Origin of the sequence: Sulfurimonas sp. HSL-3221, assembly GCF_021044585.1 — a bacterium.
Lineage (GTDB): Bacteria > Campylobacterota > Campylobacteria > Campylobacterales > Sulfurimonadaceae > Thiomicrolovo > Thiomicrolovo sulfuroxydans.
In genome coordinates this window covers 542955-561374 of record NZ_CP087998.1, presented here as the reverse complement: position 1 = coordinate 561374, position 18420 = coordinate 542955, and the positions used below count along the sequence as shown (strand labels likewise).

The window sequence follows — 18420 nt, the reverse complement described above, 5'->3', positions numbered from 1 at the left end:
GGTTTCACAATATCTTTCTCACCATCATGGCTCTATTCTGGTACAAAGATGTTGAAAATATAGAGAATAAAGTCATTACCTGCACCAATAAAAAATGTATCAACTATTTAAAAGAATGCAGATCTTGATTCAAGGGGTCTTTCCTATCAAATCACTGTAGACCAATCAAAAATCCGCAGACAACTTTTTGATTGCTCATTTCAAACATTACACGTACATGTAATGTGAACATTCCCCAGGGCCTTAGCCCTGGCAATCACTTCCAGCTCTCCTCGACGATCTGCTTCGAGCGTTTGTAGGGGTAGCGCTCCAGCAGTTCGTCTATCGGCAGAAGCATGTCGAAGTTCTTCTGGCGCATGAAGTGCATCAGGGTGACCGATGCCCAGTAGTCATGCTCGTACTCCGTGCCCGCCAGGGACGTCGGGACGCCCTCTTTGTTGACCGTATGGCAGGCGCTGCAGGTGACCGGGCCGGCGTACTCGCCGTCGGGGCTGTACTGCATGGCCTGGTCGTGGGTCGTCTGGTCGATGCTGCGCGTGCCGTCGAAGCGGGTCGGGTAGAGGCCGTGCGTCGACTCGTGGCAGCTCTGGCAGGAGAGCTTGCCGTGCCCTTTCGAGTGGCGGTAGAGGGCGTACTTTTTGTTCTGGTCCATCGGGAAGTAGTCCCCGCCCTCGTCCTCGACAAAGGGCGCCGCGTGGCAGTCGGCGCAGTGCGGCTCGCCCGACGCCAGCCACCAGTCGGAACCGCCGCTCACGGCGTCGTAGCCGACCGCTTTACCTTTCGGGTCATCCCACTCGCCGAGAATAGGAGTGCCGTCTTTTTTCGTCCCCTTCACCGTGGAGAGCACCGCGCCCTCATGCTCGGTGTAGTAGGCCTCCGTCTCCGCGACTTTCGGGTCCGCCATCGCGGCGAACTTCTTCATGCTGCCGCCGGCGAGGGCGGAGACGACCGTTTTGAGGTCGCGGTTGCGCAGGGTCTTACCGGACTGGTACTTGGGGTCCTTGATGGCGTCATAGGCGTAGAGCTCCTGCGACAGCGTGTTGTGGCAGTGCGTACAGTAAAGCCCGCGCATCTTCTCGACCTTCTTGCCCTTTTCGTCCTTCATACTGACCTCTTCAAGATAGTAGCGGCCGACGCTGTTGAGGAAAAAGGGCGGTTTAACGTCGGGGTTCGTGTGGGCGTCGCGGCCGTTGTAGCAGCCGCCCCCGGCGATGCGGAGGTCTTTGTTCTTGACCATGTTGCGGCCGTAGGCGTCGGTGAGGCGGAAGAGCATATCGGCATCGTTCATGCTCTTGTCCTGCCCGTGGGTCGGGTGGCAGACCTGGCAGTTCGCCGGGCGGTCGGCGCCGTCGGGCACCGGGGCCGCTTTCATGTGGAACCCGTGGACCGCTTCGGCCAGCGGTTTCGCCTTCATGACTTTGTAGCTCGTGACCCCGTCACGCGGCGTCTTGAGGTTGCCGGAGATGTTGTCACCGTGGCAGTCCGTACAGTTGACGGAGCTGACCGTCCCCAGGCGGAAGTTCGGCGTGTCGGTCTTGAAGTCGCGCAGAAAATCGGTGCCGTGGTGCTTGTCGTGCAGGGCGAGGATGTTGATGAGCCCCTCGGCGAGCCGTGCCATGTACTCGGTCACGTCGGGGTGGTAGCCGATCCAGTAGTCGTACTCGGTGTCGCTCTGCCATACCCCCTCTTCGCGGGACTTGACGGCGGCAACACCCTGGCGGGAGTGGCAGACCTGGCAGTTGGGAATGTCGATGGGGTTGGTACCCATAAACTCGTAGATCCTTTTTTCGTCGTCCAGGATCGCTTTGCCGTGCTTGTCGTGGACGCGCACTTTGGAGACCTGGTAGGGCTGGAAGGTGCGGTCGTCGACGCCGCGGATGGTCCCCTTGCGCTCCGTGTCCGTAAAGGCCGTCAGCGGCAGCCCCAGCGCGTCCCAGGTGTACTCGGCGCTGAGCTTCAGTTTCACGTCCTGCAGCTCGGGAATGAGGGTCTCGGTCATGACAACGTTGTCGCCGTGCTCGTCGGCAAAGTCGAGGTAGCCGCCGTACAGCGGCTTGTTCGTCGGGCCGTGGTCGGTCTTGATGGGCATATCGAGGCCGAGATACTTGCGGTCCGCCTTGGTCGCGCCCTTGGGAATCGTCCCCAGGCTGTCCTCGTAGATGTAGAGGTGCTTCCAGACGTAGTTGGGGAGGTTGTCGTTGTTGTCGTCGGTGCGGCCGTTGCCGTTGACGTCCTTCTTGACGCCCCAGTAGCGCATCTTGTTCCCCTCGGAGTAGCTGTTGTCATCCACGTAATAGTAGAGCTGGATCTCGTTGTCCTTGCGGATAAAATAGGGAGACTTGCCGTCCTTGCCGGTGATGACCCCCTGCGCCTGGATGCTGTTGTAGGGCGGGATGATGCAGCAGTAGCTCTCGTCGAACCCGGCGCAGTGCATACCGAGCTCGTAGTTGATGAAGACGTTGTATTTGTTGAAGGGGTTGAACGCATCAACTTTTTTGCCCTGTTGTTCGATCGTGGTCGGTATCAGTCTGTCCTGCGCAAAGGGGGGCTGGGCGTTGTAGGCCAGCGCCGCCGTGCCGAGCAGGAGTGCAGCGGTCATCATTCGAAACATTTTTTATCACTCCGACGAAAATTTTAAACGATTCTACCGGAGAAATATCACAGAGTTATTATAATTTTTTCTTTTTTGTCAAGTTCAACTTTACGTTTTTAGACGAAAAAAGGGGGGATTTTATAAACGGGTGTCGGCCTTGGGCGGCAGCCCGAACATTCTAGCGTATTCCCTGCTGAACTGCGACGGGCTTTCGTAGCCCACTTCGAAGGCGACCTCCGCCGCTTCGACGTCCCGCGACATCAGCAGCTGGCGCGCTTCCTGGAGGCGGAGACTCTTTTGGAACTGCAGCGGGCTCATCCCCGTGATCTTCTTGAAATTCGCGTAGAGAGATGATTCGCTCATGCCGACATGGTGTGCAAGCTCTTTGACCTGAAGCGCCTCGCGGAACTCGTCTTTGATCTTCGTAATCGCCTTGACAACCCGCTGGGTCGCGCTCCCGTCCATCACGTACTGCCGTATAAAATCGCCGCCCTCGTCGCGCATGATGTTATAGAGGATCTCCTTGGTAATGAGGGGTGCCATGACCGGGATGTCCTCGGGGGTGTCGAGGAGCCGTACCAGCCGTGTAACAGGGTCGAGGAGGCGCGGCTGCATGTCGCCGAAATAGAGCCCCCTTCTGGGACCCTTCGACGGGTTTGTCGACCGCCCCACCTCTTTGAGCACGTCGAAGATCTGCTCCATGCTAAAGGTAATGGTCAGCCCCATATAGGGGCGATCTTCCGATGCCTCGGTGATGCGGACCTGCGCGGGCATATGGACGGAGGCCAGCAGGTACATATCGGGATCGTAGGGGATAAGCTCCCCGTCCACGCCCACCTCTTTGGCACCCTGTGCGATGACACAGATGGAGGGTTCATAGATGGTCGCCAGCATGTTCGTCGGCGTCGTACTATAGTAAAAGGAGAGCGCATCGATAGGGGTAGATATGGCGTTTTCGCCCCGGAATGACGCCCCGATCCGGCTTTTGAGTTCCTCGCGATAACGGTCAAGCTGCAAAGTCTGCATCGTCACTCCTTATTTGGGCCATTATACAACTTTTGGAGAAATAGGCAATCAATAGAAAGGATCGTTCTATCCCCGGTTGGGAAATTGCTATACAATAAACTTATACAGGCGCTGCGTTTGGCAGCCAACCAATCCCACGCAAGGAGCCGCGGATGGAACACAAAACGAACGATCAGTCCAGAAGGGACTTTATCAAGAAATCGGCCGTGCTGGGAGCCGGTCTGGTTTTTATCGACCCGGCCACACTCTTCGCAGATGAAAAAGGAAAAACGATGAACGGAAACATTAAAACAAAAGGGTATGCGGTATTCGACACCAGCGGTGTTTTCAAGCCGTGGGAGTTCGAACGCCGTCCCGTCGGCGACAACGACGTCCTGATCGACATCAAGTACGCCTCGATCTGCCACTCGGACATCCACCAGATGAAAGGGCACTGGGGACCACAGCAGTACCCGCAGGTCCCGGGGCATGAGATCGTCGGTATCGTCGCCGCCGTTGGCAAGAACGTTACCGAGTTCAAAGTCGGCGACAGGGCCGGTGTGGGGTGTATGGTCGACGGCTGTACGACCTGCGAGAACGAAGAGCAGTACCAGCCCGACACCCTCTTCACCTACGGCTATCCGGACAAAAGAGAGCCGACAGGCATTTCTCAGGGCGGTTACTCGAAAAGCATCGTCGTCAGGGATCACTATGTGGTGCACATTCCCGAGAACCTCGACTTCAAAGTCGCGGCACCGCTGCTGTGCGCGGGGATCACGACCTACTCTCCCCTGATGAAATTCGATCTTAAAAAGGGGGACAAGGTCGGCGTGGCCGGCATCGGCGGTCTGGGGCATATGGCAATCAAGCTCGCCGTCTCCAAGGGTGCGGAGGTCTACGCCTTCACGACGTCGCCGGACAAGGCGGATGACATCCTGAAGTTCGGGGCGAAGGAGGCCATTGTCGTCGATGACCTCTCGAAAATTCAGCCCTACGCCGGAACGCTGGACTACATGGTCAGCACCATTCCCTACAAGCACAACATCGCGGCGTATATCGCGGCCGTGAAGCCGTACGGTGTCTTCACCTACGTCGGCATGCCGGATAATTTCGAGATCATGATGAACAACCTCGCCCTCTCCGCAACCCGCGTCAACTTCAATGCCTCGCTGATCGGCGGGATGAAAGAGACGCAGGAGGTGGTGGATTACTGTGCGGCCAACAAGATCTATCCCCAGATCGAGATGATCGAGGCCAAAGCGATCACCGAGGCGTGGAAAAAAGTGGAGAACAAAGAGGCACGCTATCGATACGTGATCGATTCGGCCACGATCTAAAGAGTCCAAACGATGGCAAAAGTATTCATTACCGGCTCCTCGGACGGGCTCGGGCTGCTCGCGGCGCGGATGCTCGTCGATGCGGGGCACGACGTCACCCTGCACGCCCGCAACGCCGAGCGCGCGGAAGATGCCAGGCGGCAGCTGCCCGGGGCCAGTGACATCCTGATTGCCGACCTCTCCGAGATGGGGGCCACCGTGAAGCTGGCCGAAGCGGCCAACGCCATCGGGCCCTTTGACACCGTCATCCACAACGCCGGCGTCTACCAGGCGCCGAAGCCCGCGATCTTTGCGGTCAACGTGCTTGCCCCCTACATCCTGACGGCGCTGATCGAGCCACCGAAACGGCTTGTTTACATCGGTTCCAACATGCACACGCAGGGCAGCGCAGACATACATGCTCTCTCGCCGGAGACGGGTGTCACCTACTCCGACTCCAAGCTGCTGGTATTGATGCTGGCCAAAGCCGTGGCGCGCCGATGGCCGGGCGTCCACGCCAACACCGTCGACCCCGGGTGGGTCCCCACCAAGATGGGCGGGAAAGGCGCGCCGGACGATCTGCAGGAGGGAGCACGGACCCAGGTATGGCTTGCCTCGGGCGGAGATGCCGCCGTCAGCGGCCGCTACTTTTTCCATATGGAAGAGGCGTCTTATGCCTCAAAAACCGACGACGCCGTCGCGCAGGAGGCGCTGCTGGCACGCTGCGAAGCGCTCAGCGGCATCCGCTTTCCGGCGGGTTGAACCCTGCCAATAAGGAGCAGACATTATGAAATACATGGACAAAAAACAATTCGACAAGACCAATATGTTCGGAACGGGCGTGCCCAATGAGATGTATGCGGAATACTTCATCGGGGACTCCTTTCTGAACCTCGCGATCAACCCGGAGGGCTCCCCCGCTTTCGTCGCCAACGTAACCTTCGAGCCGGGGTGCCGCAACAACTGGCACATCCACCACGCCGCAAGCGGCGGCGGGCAGCTGCTGATCTGTACGGCGGGCGAAGGGTGGTACCAAAAAGAGGGGGAAGAACCCATCAGCCTGAAAGAAGGATCTGTTGCCTTCATTCCGACAGAAGTCAAACACTGGCACGGCGCCAAGGCCGACAGCTGGTTCAGCCACATCTCCGTGGAGATCCCGGGGACGGAAACGAGCAACGAGTGGCTGGAGCCCGTAGACGATGCCTACTACAACACGCTAAAAGCGAAAGGATAGAGATGCGAACCGGAATGATCACTTTTCTGTTTTCCCTCTTCAGCGTCACCTGCAGTTTTGCGGCAGAGATGGGTGGCCCCAAAGCAGTCGAAGCGCTCACTGCAAAAGAGCAGGCCATGATCCCCATCGCCGCGTTGACGGCAGCAGGCGACATGGAGCGGCTCAAACCCGCGTTGGAGAAAGGGCTGGATGCCGGTCTCAGCGTCAACGAAATCAAGGATATCCTTATCCAGCTCTACGCCTACTGCGGGTTCCCGCGCAGCCTCAACGGCATCAACACCTTTATGGAGGTCATGAAAGTGCGCGAGGCAGAGGGCATCAAGGATACGGTCGGCAAAGCGGCTTCGCCGCTGCCGAAGGGTATGGACAGGGACGCATACGGTGCAGAGATACGCCGAAAACTTATGGGCGTTACAGAAGAGCCTCCGGCCCAGGGCTACCAGCTCTTTACCCCGGTGATGGACACCTACCTTAAAGAGCACCTCTTCGCGGACATCTTCGCCCGGGACGTTCTGGACCACCGTAGCCGCGAGCTGGTCACCATCTCGGCGCTGGCCGCCATGCCCGGGACGGAGGGGCAGCTAAGGTTCCATCTGGGTGCCGCCATGAATACGGGATTGAGTGCCGATCAGATGGCGGCGTTCGTCGCCGTATTCGAGGCGAACGTTGGAGTGCGCGCAGCCGAGTCAGTACGACAACTGCTCCGAGACCTGCTCACAGCGGGGGACGGCTGAAAAAAGCGGCGTCACCCTTCACAGACGAGCTTCTCGAACCTCTTCAGGATCGCCGTCGCTTCGGCGGTTTCGCGCGCCGCTTCCAGCAGTGCCGCCCTCTTCTCCTCCCCGAACGGTTCGGATTTGGAAACCTCATCGATATAGGAGCGCATGACGGCCCTGTCGAACTCGGGGTGGAACTGCACACCCCAGGCACTCGGTCCCATCCTGAAGGCGTGGTTTTCATCGTGGGTGTTGAACGCGAGCCGCACGGCGCCTTCGGGCAGGGTGACGACCGTCTGGGAGTGGATGGTATGGGCATCAAAACGCTTCGGCAGGTCGCAAAAGAGCCTATCGTCCCGCGCGTTGTCGGTCAGGTCAATAGCGACCGTCCCTATCTCCATGCCGTTGCGGTGGTAACCCGAGACGCCGCCAAGGGCCTTGGCCAGGAGCTGGTGCCCGTAGCAGATCGCCAGCATCGGGATGCCCCGCGCCACTACTTCCGCCAGCCACGCCGCCGTCTGACGGCTCCAGGCCTCCTCTTCGGTGACCATAGAGTGCGAACCGGTGACGATCACACCGTCGCACCACGCCAGATCCGGCAGGGCGTCGCCCCCCTGGACGTTCACCGTAAACGGGCGCGATTGCGGCAACTCCAGCTTGTCAATGATCCAGTCTTCAAAATCATTATACGCGCTTCGGGTTGTACCGAACGTCGATCCTGTTTTGATAATGCAGATCTGCTTCACGCCGCCTCTTTTTTTGCGCTATTGTAATCGATGCCGAAGGGAGTTTCAGCCCGGCGCTCGCCCAAAATTTATGCAGTGCACTCCCCGTCTTCCTACAACAGGAACGGAGGCTACACGGCATTGTCTATACGGTACTGTTTCGGGCTTTTGCCGACTTTCTGTTTGAAAAATTTGGTGAACTGGGAGGCGTCATGAAAATTGAGCGCCGCGGCGATGCTGCCGACCCTCCTGTCGGTATAAACGAGCAGGTACTCGGCCTCCTTGACGATGCGTTTATGGATGTAGTGCAGCGCGCTCTTCCCCAGGTTTGCCTTGACCGTTTCGCTGAGATATTTCGGGGTCAGGTCGAGCAGCGCCGCGTAGTCGTCGACGCGCTTCATGGTCTTGAAGTTCTCTTCCAGCAAAGAGAGGAAACGGCTGCAGATGACGTCGCTCCGCGTTCTGGGCGCGTCGCTCCCCAGTTTCAGCTTCTCCCGTTTCAGGATCAGCAAAATCAGGTCCAGCAGGTGTTTCGCATAGAGGCCGCTGTCGATGTCGGACTTTTTGAGCTCGCGCTCGATCTCCTCAAAGATCTCTTTGACCCTGCCGAACAGCACCGGTTCCAGGTCGACGCTTTCGAGGTGTTTGTCATGAAAGGCCAGCAGCGACGGCTCTTCGGGGAAATCCTTCTCAAAGAGAATCACGTAATACCGCGTCGTGTCAAAAGTATCACGGAAGGAATGAATCGAACCCGGTGGCAGCAGGTGCAGGGAGTGCGCGTTGATGGTGTACTCGAACTGGTTCACGTAACGGATCGAGCCTCCCGCCAGGCAGAACACCATCGTGTAAAAATCGCACCGTACGGGCACCCCCTCCTTGCGCTGGGAGTTGCTCTGGAGGATGACAATGTCTGCGGGCCGGAAATCGTCCGCGAGGACATTCATGCCGAATACGGGGGCTTCGAGGTGGATCTGCCTGTAGCGATCGAGCGCCTGGGACATGCTCAACAGTTCCATAATAAATCCTGATCATTTCGCTAGGAAGTCATTTTAACGATTATACGTGCTTTTGTCCATTAGACAGTCAAAATATAGCGTTTATATTAAGTTTTTAAGCTCATTAATTTTTTAAATAAGAAAAATTGACAATAAATAGGAAATTTTACTCTTACACGGAAACAGGCCCACTGCTACAATAGTACCCAACAACCCAATTATGAAAGGACCTGAAATGTCTAAGAAAAATGTTCTGATTACCGGCGGTGCCAGAGGCATCGGTGCGGCCACGGCCAAAACCCTCGCCAGCGACGGCCACCGGGTATTCATCAACTACGTCAACAGCACCCAGGTCGCCAATGACCTGGCCTCGGCCATCAACGGTGCCGGCGGCGAAGCGTACCCCATCCAGGCGGATGTCCGGGACGAAGAAAGCATCAAAGCGATGTTCGACAAGATCAAAAGTGAACACGGCGGCGTCGACATTCTCGTCTCCAACGCCAATATGAACTTCACGCAAAAGCCCTTCATGGAGCAGAGCTGGGACGAATTTTCCCAGAAGCTCAATGACGAGATGCGCGCCTCCTACCTCTGTGCCCGGTACGCCGCGGCTTCGATGGTGGAAAAGAAGTTCGGCCGTCTGATCTTTATCTCCAGTACCCTCTCCGAGAGTCCGGCGCCCTCTTTCATCGCCCACGGTTCCGCCAAGGGCGCGCTGGACACCTTCAGCAAGTACCTTGCGCAGGAGCTGGGTGCGCACGGCATCACCTCCAATATCGTCGCGCCGGGCCTGGTGCTGACCGATGCGACAGAAGGCGCCCCGGAGGCGTTCAAGGAGTTCATCCGCTCCATGACGCCGACGCAGACGATCTCCAGACCCGAAGACGTCGCGAACGCCATCGGTTTTCGCCAAAGAGGAGAGCGGCCAGGTGACGGGGGCCTATCTCTCCGTCAGTGGCGGGGCTTACATGTCTTAGAAACCACTTTTGTAGTATCGGGCAATCCTGTGCCGGTATCGTGCTACCCCCTTACCGGGGTGGACTGCTAAAATAGACTCTATGCAAAGGAGAGAAGATGCAAAAATACGATGTCATTATCATCGGCGGCGGGGTTTCGGGCCTCTCGTGCGCCATCACGCTGGGATCGGCGGGGCCGAAAATGGAGGTCGCGAGCGCGAAAAATATCCTCGTCATCGACGCCGGCAAGTCCCACCTGAACATGGCGGAGCTCCATAACGTCCCGGGCGTCGCCGAGGGGACAAAGGGGCCCGAGCTCCTGGCCTCTTTGGCAGCGCGGGCGGAAGCCTATGAGAACGTCGTCCTCATCAAAGACACCGTCACCTCCGTCTCCGGGAGCGCCGGGGCCTTCACGGTCACGACCGAAGCAGGCGAAACCTTCGAAGCCGACACCGTCGTCTTTGCCAACGGGATGCAGACTATCAGTGTCGAGGGCATCGGCGCCCCCGTCGTCGACCACGTCCGCGCCCCGCGCCCCGGCATGGTGATGATCGAAAACAGTAACGGCGTCATCGGCGAAGGCAAGTATGTCACCGGCTGTGCGGCAGGCGCCACCTCCATGTTCGCTTCGGCCGCGGGCTACGGCGCACAGACGGCGACCGACATCATCAGCGCATGGGCCGGCAAATACACCGTCATCCACGACGTGCTCAAAAAGAGCTAAACGGCACTGCCGGAGGGAGGACACGACATGAGGGTACTGTTCATGATGATCTTCATGGCGCTCTTCGCCTTGCCTCTGGCCGCCCGCGACGGAGGTGACCCCATGCAGATCAGCGTCCACGCCAACGGAAACACCACCCGCTTTCAACTCAACGACTCCCCCGCCTCCAAGGCCCTCTACGACCAGCTTCCCCTGAGCATCGAGGTGGAGGACTACGGCAGCAACGAAAAGATCTTCTACCCCCCGAAGAAGCTGGCGACTGAGGACACGCCCCCGGCGGATGCCAAGGCCGGTACCCTCGCCTACTACGCCCCCTGGGGCGACGTCGTCATGTTCTACAGGGCGTTCGGAAAAGCAAGCGGGCTGTACGAGCTGGGACATGCGCTAGAAGGTGGTGAGCATATTCAAACGATGAGCGGGGTCATCACGGTCGAAGCGGTAGAGTAGGCCGCGACGAACCCCCTGCCCTCACTGGTTTTTCAGCTCCGAAGGAGGGAAGCCGAAATGGCTTTTGAATTCGCGGCTGAACTGGGCGGGGCTTTCGTAGCCCACTTTGGACGCGGCGTCCGAGATCTTCATCTTGTCGAACATGATGTACTGCCGCGCCTTGTTGAGCCGGATCTTCTTGATGTACTGGATCGGCGAGTCGTTATAGATCTCTTTGAATTTTTTATGGAAATTCGCCTTGCGCATATTGGCCCTCTCGGCCAGGTCGTCGATGTTGATCTCCTGGTCGAGCTGGTTCTGTACCTCGTCGACGATGGTCGAGATCCTTGAAAAGTGGGTGAGCTGGCAGCAGAGCTGCAGCAGGTGCTCCCCCGCGCTCGTATTGATGATGCGGTAGTAGAGTTCATCGAGCACATTGTCGCCGAGGATTTTGGACTCCTGGGGATCGAGCAGAATTTTCATCAGCCGGTTGAAGGCGGACTCGATCTCCTCGTTCATCGTGCCGGTGACGACGTTCTTAGGCGTTTTAAAAGGGTCGGCCGGCGGCTGTTTTTCCATCAGCGTATGGATCTTCTGCAGCCGCTGCAGGTCCAGGTCGATGTAGACGCCCTTCATCACCTTGTCAAAGAGGAAGGTTTTGCATTCGGCGGGGTGGACGGTGGCGATGATCACGTACTGGCCGCTGCCGAGCGTCACCTGCTCGTCGTCGATGATCCCCCGGTTCTGCCCGCTGGCAATGAGGAAAATGCCGCGGTTGTAGAGGAGCTCCTTGCCGTGCTCATAATGGTCGCTTTTAAGCAGTTTGACCTTCTCGATATAGGTGGGTTTTACCCCCACTTCATGCTCGAAATCATACTTTTTGAAAAGCGCCTCGATGAGTTTTTCCTTCATGGTTGAAAGCTCCTTTTGTACAATTAGGCAACATTTTCGTAGATTTACCCATTCAAATCCATTAATAAATAGACTATTATTCATAGTGAAAACTTTATTGAAGGAAACGTAATGATAAAAGGTCTGATGACTTCACTGTTCGCGGTTGCCCTCACAATGCTGATGAGCGGCTGTTCTACGATGCACATGGGCTGGACTGCCGTCACGGGTCAGCACAAGCTTGACGACAACGCCATGGAAGCCTATGACAACATGTTCACCAAGGTTGTCGAGTACGGCGACCCTGCACGTGCCATGATGCAGGAGTGGCTGGTCAACGCCGACATCCCCAATGACGACGTCGCAGAGACAATCAAGTCCCTCGCGGAAGAGTACAACATGCGCGTTACCGGCGACATCAAAATGTACACCAAAGACGACGCGGCACCCGAAGAGGTCAAGCACGCGCGCATCTTCTCCCTGTGCAGCCTGCCGATCGCGAAGGTCTTCCTCAACCATTCACGCTACTACGGCGGGTTCATGCCGTGCCGCATCATGCTCGTCGAGTACGGCAACGGCGACCGCTGGCTCGTTAGCATGGACATGACCCTGGCGATCCACGGCGGTTACGAGCTGCCCGAAGATATGCTGAAGATGGCCCTCTCCGTCAAAAAGGCGATGGATGAGATCCCGGCTCGCGCGGCGATCGGCGACTTCTAATTTACTCCCTTTGCACTGCGGCACCCTCCGACGCCGCGGTGTTCACAATCAATTCACATTAGTACGCTACATTAACACTGTGATTACATCATGCTCCGCAAGAGCAATTTAGATCTCGAACCAAAGGATAACCCTATGCAAAGAAGAACATTCCTCTCCATGGCAGCCGGCGCCTGTGCCCTCGCTGCGGTACCGGCAAGCGTCCTGGCGGAAGATTTCCGTAAATCCAAGCCGACAGTTTGGACAGCGAAAACTGTCGACGACGCCCTCAAAGCGATGTACGGCACAACGGCAACTGTCGCTGAAGGCGTCACAGTCGTCGCTCCGGACGTTGCAAGCAACGGTGGTGCGGTTCCGGTTGATGTCAAGTCTGACATCGCTGCAAAATCCGTCATGATCGTCCAGAACGTCAACCCGGAATCTGCGGTTATCGTTTACGACCTCAACGAGTACAGCATCATCGACTTCTCCATCAAGATCAAGATGAAAGCTTCCGGTACGATCACAGCAATCGTACAGGGTAACGACGGCAAGCTCTACAGCGGATCCAAAACACTCGACGTTGCACTCGGTGGTTGTGAGGGCTGATCGCCCCCACTTGCAGAAAATAGAAAGTATAGAAAGGTAATATCATGAGAATCAAAGCAAAACTCAAAGGTAATGTTGTTTCTGTAAAAGCGATGGCGAAGCACGACATGTGGACATACGATATCGCTGAGAAGAAAACCGGCGACCGCAACAACGCGAACTTCATCACGCACATCGACGCTAAAGTCGGCGCGGCAACTGTTATGGATGCTTCTGTCAGCCAGTTCCTCTCCAAGAACCCGATCTTCAAATTCGCGTTCAAAGGCGACTTCAAAGCGGGTGACGAACTCGTTATGACTTGGGTTGACCTCAAGGGCAACACCAAGACTTCCAAAGCCAAAATCAAATAATTTTCCAGTGGGCGCCCCGCGCGTCCCGCCCCTTTCCCACTCTCACCTTCACAAATCCGTCACATTTATGAAACGCTTGGAGAATCAGGCAACTCCCGCATAGCATCGTTCTACCGCGTAAACGCAAATCCCCCTATAATTATCCAAAAGCATCCAGGAGAAAAATATGACCGATTTTACCTATCATAACCCCACCAAGATCGAATTCGGAAGAGACAAGGAAAAAGCCATCGGCGACCACATCGCCGCGGCGGGCATCAAGAAGGTGCTGCTCACCTTCGGCAGCGACCGCATCAAAAAAGACGGCCTCTTCGACACCGTCGTCGCCAGCCTGAAAGCGAACGGCATCGAGTACGTCGAACTGGGCGGCATCGTCAGCAACCCGCTGCTCTCGAAGGTGTACGAGGGGGTCGAGGCGGCGAAGAGCGAGGGCGTCGGGGCTATCCTCAGCGTCGGCGGCGGTTCCGTTTTGGACAGCTCCAAGGCCATCGCGGCAGGGAGCCTCTACGACGGGGACGTCTGGGACTTCTTCATCGGCAAAAGCGTCATCGAAAAAGCACTGCCGGTCTTTGACATCATCACCCTCGCCGCGACGGGGAGCGAGATGAACACCTACGCCGTCGTCACCAACGAGAAAACGCAGCAGAAGTTCTCCATCGCCTCGCCCCACGTCTACCCGCGGGTCTCCGTCGTCAACCCGGAGCTGCAGAAGTCCGTCTCCAAGGAGTACCTCGTCTACTCCGCCGCGGACATCATTGCCCACTCCATCGAGGGGTACTTTACCGCCTCGTACCACCCCGACATCATCGCGAAGTACATCGAGGCGAACATCTCCACCGTCATGAGCACGACGGAGACGCTTCTGGCCGACCCGGACGACTACGACGCCCGCGGCGAGTTCGCCTGGGCGGCGACGCAGGCGCTCAACGGCACGACCACCCTCGGTGTCGCGGGCTACAGCTTCCCCAACCACATGATCGAGCACAGCCTCTCGGCGCTCTTTAACGTCGCCCACGGCGCGGGCCTCTCCGTCATCATGCCCGCGTGGATGAAGTGGTACCATAAGCAGAACGAAGCCCAGTTCGAACGGTTTGCAAAGAATCTGTTTGGAAAAGAGAGTGCCATGGAGGGAATAGAAGCGCTGGAGCAGTGGTTCGACAAGGTCGGCACGCCGACCAAGCTGTCGCAGTTCTCGATCAAAGAGAGTGACATCGACGCCATCGTCGAAAACGCCGCGGCGAACGCGAAGATGTTCGGCCTGGCCGACACCTACACCGAGGACGTTCTGAAAACGATCCTCAAACTGGCGCTCTAAACTTCCCAGGCGTCGGTGACGATCTCGCGCCCGTCGTCGAAGGTCTTGATCTTCCTGGCGCTCACGCAGCGCCCCTTCTCGTCCAGCTCGAACACGGCCGTCTGCAGAATCTTTTTACATTTTTCCGGGACGTTGAAGTGGCCGGGAAGGCCTGTCAGGAAGCGCTGCAGCGGGATCTTGGGGTCCATCCCGATGACGTTGTCGCGGCAGCCGCTGAGGCCCAGGTCCGTGACGTAGCCCGTGCCGCCGTCGATCTGCAAATCGTCCGTCGCCACGTGGGTATGGGTGCCGATGATGGCGCTGACGTGGCCCTTTAGCATCATGAGCAGCGCCCTTTTCTCGCTCGTCGCCTCGGCGTGCATATCGACAAGGATGACTTCGGCCCCCTCGCGCCGCAGCGCCTCGACGCTCTTCTGCGCGCAGATGAAGGGGTTGTCGACCATCGGCATGGCGTAGTAGCCCATGACGTTGAGCACACCGACTTTGACGCCGTTCACCTCGTACATGCCCGTGCCCTTGCCCGGCATCGCCTCGGGGTAGTTGTGCGGACGCAACAGCGGCAGCTTTTCAAAAAGGGGGATGATCTCTTTCTTGTCAAAGCTGTGGTTGCCCCCGGTCATAACGTCCACGCCTGCGCCGAAGAGCTCGTCGGCGTTCTTGGCGGTCAGCCCGAAGCCGTGGCTGGCGTTCTCGTAGTTGGCCACGACGAAGTCGATGCCGTGCTCCTTCTTGAGCCGCGGCAGGTGCTGCTTGATCATCGACCGACCCGGCCGCCCGACAACGTCACCGATCATTGCTACTGTAATTGCTTTCATAAACGCTATTCTACCCTGAACGTTTTAAACCGAACGCGCAGTGCCGGCTGGGAAACGAAAGTAACAGAGGGGCTTCTGCTTTTCCATGTAAGGAGAAGGGTTCATGACGCGCGGCAAACTGAAAAATCTTTTTTAACCAAATTTAATCTACAATATGACCACCGATGAAATTCCAGGAAACAATCATGAAAAAAACTTTGCTATTACTCTGTCTGACAGCTTTGCTCCACAGTGCGGAGCGCGAGACATGCTTTGAGGCGTACCGCGCTGAAAAAATCTCGAAGCAGGCGCTGGTGAAGTGCCTGGATTCCCTACCCGAGGCAAAGCCGGAAGAACATGCAGAAAAAACGCATAAAGAAACTACAAACGCATTGGGACTATATCTCGCCAACACGCTTCCCTATCAGGCGACCCGATACGTAGAATCATTCGACTGCTTCAACAAAGACGACAAGACGATGCTCTATACGTACACACTTGCACTCAAATACCGGATGCAACATGTCGAAAGTATGGAAGATCTTGAAAAGAGCGATCTAGACTACTGGAGGCTTTGGCATATTGTGAGCGACATTGGGAGTGCCTGCAAGCTCCATTATTCATTTGACAATGTTCTCGAAGCGATCATCACCCCGACAGAAAGCGATCGAAAAGTACTGAAAAAACTGCGCAGGGTGGAGGGACGCATTCACACGGACGGATCATCGGAGTCGTCAAAACGGATGCGCGAGTATGACGCCAAACTCCGCGCCCGTGTTTTAGCGAACAAGCCGGTATACAGCGTCGAACCGAAAGGTGACGACAAACGCGATTATGACCTCACATCGCTCAAGCAGCTGCCTGAAAATACGATACCGCGTAATGTTTATGAAAGTATCGACCATATGGAGACTACCCGCAAAAACAAGGAGATGCTGTTCAGACTTGCCTATCTCAAAGAGGAGATACTCCGCAATTACGACCGTCCCAAAAAGCGGCACGCGATGCAGCAGGAGATCGTCTATCTCGAACAGTGCCAGCGGCGGCTGGATCTGTATCAAAAGAGCGGTGACAGACTGAACGAAAAGCGCAAGCTGGTATCTTCAATTACTTCCTATTCAAACTATTACCCACTGAAAACCGACTTTCTGCCCAACGAGATCAGCGCATACTGTGAGAACAATATCACGGCGATGACGCTTGCTCCCGTCGACGTCGCTATTGAAAAACCGGCGCCCAAACATAACAAGATGCCCGTATTCGCCACATCCCAGGCGTACATCAACAGCTACGGCAGAGCCCCCGGAACCAAGACGAAGATGCAGGCGTACCTCAACGAGATCAGAGCGGCGATAGGGAAGCAGAACGGCGATATCGGCACGGGCCTGAAGGTACTCCGCCTGCAAGACTGCATCAAAGACGAAACGCCTTTTCTTCAGTTGCTGAAAACTGACATCGAACAGGAGGGGCTCAAAGAGGCGTTCGGCACCTATGTGGTACAGCCGATGTTCTGGTGGGCGACAACCATCGGTATGAAGATGAAGCAGGAGGGAGAGAGTGAAGAACTCAAGCACTTCTTCGACTGCAACCAGACGGCGCTTTTACAACCCAAAGCCGCCACGACGGTCCGGAAGACGGCGGCACAAAAGCCCGGTTTCACAAGAGCTGCCATGGGAGCCGGGATCAGTCAGAAAGACAGCATCCTCAAGTATTACGCCAAGGTCTTTGAAAACAGACCTACTCACGACCTGACCAACAGTAAAGCCGTTGAAGCCGGGATTATCGACAGCAAATGGATCGATCAGGAGAACAAGATCATTCCGGCTTTCGGCAGCAGCGTCCGTATCGAGGGGATGCCCCAGGGCGGCATGAAGCTGACATACGAAGGCGTTCCCGGCGGAAACCTCTGCAGCGGTTTTGTGACTATGAACAAGAATGACGCCATCCATTTTGACAGGAAAAGGTATCAAGGCATCGACTACATCCTCCTCAACAACCACAAGCTCCGGATCAACCATATGGTCGGCAAGCATGTAGAGCGCCTGTGCGGCGAACAGGAGGAAAACAGCGTTTCGTTTGTCAAAGAACGGACGACCAAAGAGTACCAATACGGCCCCCAACCCATTGCCAGCGCTTTTGACGTGGCCCAAAAAGCCGACGTGATCATGGAGACACGCCATGCTCCATACGGTTTCGCACACTCCGATAGAGGCAGCAGTTTTTTTGTCAGCGGTCAGGACGCCAGAATATTTGACAAAGAACGGAAGCTTCCTCCCAAAGCCCTCCCCCGGGACATGGCTTACAGTTTCCAACCCGTGATGTCACCCGACGGCAAAACGCTGGCAGTTGGGAGCAGGGACAAAATATACCTTTGGGATATTCAGGGAAACAAACTTCGGAAAACACTTGACGGTCTGCCCAAAGGTGCCAAGAACCTCATGCATTTTTTGTCAGACAATAAAACCCTGGTGGCCGGGGCAGGCAAAAGCATCTATTTTTTCAATACGGAGAATGAAAATATCATAGAGATCACTCCGAAATTCATTGAAAAGGAGAAGAAATATTTTACACCGAGGATCAGCGCTGTCGGGGAATCGCCGGATGGTACGACGATTTACATCGGCAGCAGCAACGGGCATGTGGAGCGTTGGCAGAAAAAGGGAAGTGGTACGGGAAATATGAAATTCACCTACTCGGACACCATCGAAGACAAACAGGTCCGCGATATCGGTGCCATCGCCCACGATCCGAGGAACTCTGATCATTTGATGGTCTGCAACGGGCAAAACATCCGTTTTTGGGATGTGAACAAAAAATCGATCGTCGAGACCCTTGACGCCGATTTTTATATGCAGTGCAAGCACCTCGAAATGAGCAAAGACCACAGGTATCTTATGGCGTCAAGCCAATCTGGCGTATTTCTATGGAAACTGGGCAGCAAGGTCCAGTATGAGGTTCTCACCGGCGGGGACATCAGAGGCGCCATCTTCATAGACGAAAATCATATTGCCACGATCGGCAGGGAGATTGCGTTGTGGCAGCTGGAGGCAAAATAGCTGCTACCGCAACCAT

The 18420-nt window shown here is 56.4% G+C and carries 18 protein-coding genes; 12 read left to right on the top strand and 6 right to left on the bottom strand.

The genetic code is table 11. The features are described 5' to 3' along the window. Window positions 1–256 precede the first annotated feature (256 nt). Complete coding sequence (locus LOH54_RS02790) at window positions 257–2599, bottom strand: hypothetical protein (RefSeq protein WP_231020275.1); 2343 nt, start codon at window positions 2597–2599, stop codon at window positions 257–259. A 132-nt stretch (window positions 2600–2731) separates the two neighbouring features. After that, the gene (locus LOH54_RS02785; protein WP_231020274.1) at window positions 2732–3619 is read right to left on the bottom strand and encodes an AraC family transcriptional regulator; all 888 of its coding nucleotides are present in this window, start codon (window positions 3617–3619) and stop codon (window positions 2732–2734) included. A 152-nt stretch (window positions 3620–3771) separates the two neighbouring features. On the opposite strand from LOH54_RS02785, the gene LOH54_RS02780 reads away from it, so the two are divergent. The 4 genes from LOH54_RS02780 to LOH54_RS02765 are packed head-to-tail and all read left to right on the top strand — an operon-like array spanning window position 3772 to window position 6882. Beyond that, window positions 3772–4935, top strand: coding sequence for an NAD(P)-dependent alcohol dehydrogenase (locus LOH54_RS02780; RefSeq protein WP_231020273.1), 1164 nt, complete (start codon window positions 3772–3774; stop codon window positions 4933–4935). A gap of 12 nt (window positions 4936–4947) precedes the next feature. Next, window positions 4948–5676, top strand: a complete 729-nt coding sequence (locus tag LOH54_RS02775) for an SDR family NAD(P)-dependent oxidoreductase (RefSeq protein ID WP_231020272.1) — start codon at window positions 4948–4950, stop codon at window positions 5674–5676. 25 nt (window positions 5677–5701) lie between these two features. Continuing rightward, the gene (locus tag LOH54_RS02770; protein WP_231020271.1) at window positions 5702–6148 is read left to right on the top strand and encodes a cupin domain-containing protein; all 447 of its coding nucleotides are present in this window, start codon (window positions 5702–5704) and stop codon (window positions 6146–6148) included. 2 nt (window positions 6149–6150) lie between these two features. Then, on the top strand, window positions 6151–6882 hold the full coding sequence (locus LOH54_RS02765; RefSeq protein WP_231020270.1) for a carboxymuconolactone decarboxylase family protein: 732 nt from the start codon (window positions 6151–6153) through the stop codon (window positions 6880–6882). Between the two features lie 11 nt (window positions 6883–6893). On the opposite strand, the gene LOH54_RS02760 is transcribed toward LOH54_RS02765, so the two are convergent. Next, a complete protein-coding gene (locus LOH54_RS02760; protein ID WP_231020269.1) occupies window positions 6894–7610 on the bottom strand; it encodes a glutamine amidotransferase in 717 nt (238 codons plus the stop codon). A gap of 110 nt (window positions 7611–7720) precedes the next feature. Beyond that, window positions 7721–8605 (bottom strand): helix-turn-helix domain-containing protein, encoded by an 885-nt coding sequence (locus tag LOH54_RS02755; RefSeq protein ID WP_231020268.1) that lies wholly within the window; start codon window positions 8603–8605, stop codon window positions 7721–7723. 214 nt (window positions 8606–8819) lie between these two features. Between LOH54_RS02755 and LOH54_RS02750 the strand changes: the two genes are divergently transcribed. Genes LOH54_RS02750 through LOH54_RS02740 form a run of 3 tightly spaced genes read left to right on the top strand, consistent with a single transcriptional unit; the run spans window position 8820 to window position 10711 of the window. Then, window positions 8820–9632 carry an SDR family NAD(P)-dependent oxidoreductase gene (locus tag LOH54_RS02750; protein WP_231020267.1) on the top strand — a complete coding sequence of 271 codons (813 nt, stop codon included), beginning with the start codon at window positions 8820–8822 and terminating at the stop codon, window positions 9630–9632. A gap of 26 nt (window positions 9633–9658) precedes the next feature. Further along, window positions 9659–10264 (top strand): NAD(P)/FAD-dependent oxidoreductase, encoded by a 606-nt coding sequence (locus LOH54_RS02745; protein ID WP_231020266.1) that lies wholly within the window; start codon window positions 9659–9661, stop codon window positions 10262–10264. A 27-nt stretch (window positions 10265–10291) separates the two neighbouring features. Further along, window positions 10292–10711, top strand: coding sequence for a cyclophilin-like fold protein (locus tag LOH54_RS02740; RefSeq protein ID WP_231020265.1), 420 nt, complete (start codon window positions 10292–10294; stop codon window positions 10709–10711). Window positions 10712–10732: 21 nt separating this feature from the next. Here LOH54_RS02740 and LOH54_RS02735 read toward each other — a convergent pair whose 3' ends face one another. Next, window positions 10733–11602 carry an AraC family transcriptional regulator gene (locus LOH54_RS02735; RefSeq protein WP_231020264.1) on the bottom strand — a complete coding sequence of 290 codons (870 nt, stop codon included), beginning with the start codon at window positions 11600–11602 and terminating at the stop codon, window positions 10733–10735. Window positions 11603–11713: 111 nt separating this feature from the next. On the opposite strand from LOH54_RS02735, the gene LOH54_RS02730 reads away from it, so the two are divergent. The 4 genes from LOH54_RS02730 (at window position 11714) to LOH54_RS02715 (ending at window position 14554) form a co-directional block, all read left to right on the top strand. Further along, entirely contained in the window at window positions 11714–12301 is a 588-nt protein-coding gene (locus tag LOH54_RS02730) for a DUF302 domain-containing protein (protein ID WP_231020263.1), read from the top strand. Between the two features lie 135 nt (window positions 12302–12436). Continuing rightward, window positions 12437–12889 (top strand): thiosulfate oxidation carrier protein SoxY, encoded by a 453-nt coding sequence (locus tag LOH54_RS02725; protein WP_231020262.1) that lies wholly within the window; start codon window positions 12437–12439, stop codon window positions 12887–12889. Between the two features lie 44 nt (window positions 12890–12933). Continuing rightward, window positions 12934–13239 carry a thiosulfate oxidation carrier complex protein SoxZ gene (gene soxZ / locus LOH54_RS02720; RefSeq protein WP_231019449.1) on the top strand — a complete coding sequence of 102 codons (306 nt, stop codon included), beginning with the start codon at window positions 12934–12936 and terminating at the stop codon, window positions 13237–13239. Window positions 13240–13405: 166 nt separating this feature from the next. Next, window positions 13406–14554, top strand: coding sequence for an iron-containing alcohol dehydrogenase (locus LOH54_RS02715; protein ID WP_231020261.1), 1149 nt, complete (start codon window positions 13406–13408; stop codon window positions 14552–14554). On the opposite strand, the gene LOH54_RS02710 is transcribed toward LOH54_RS02715, so the two are convergent. After that, window positions 14551–15360 (bottom strand): TIGR00282 family metallophosphoesterase, encoded by an 810-nt coding sequence (locus LOH54_RS02710; RefSeq protein WP_231021212.1) that lies wholly within the window; start codon window positions 15358–15360, stop codon window positions 14551–14553. The genes LOH54_RS02715 and LOH54_RS02710 overlap by 4 nt on opposite strands. 380 nt (window positions 15361–15740) lie before the next feature. Between LOH54_RS02710 and LOH54_RS02705 the strand changes: the two genes are divergently transcribed. Next, window positions 15741–18404, top strand: a complete 2664-nt coding sequence (locus tag LOH54_RS02705; protein WP_231020260.1) for a WD40 repeat domain-containing protein — start codon at window positions 15741–15743, stop codon at window positions 18402–18404. Window positions 18405–18420: the final 16 nt, after the last annotated feature.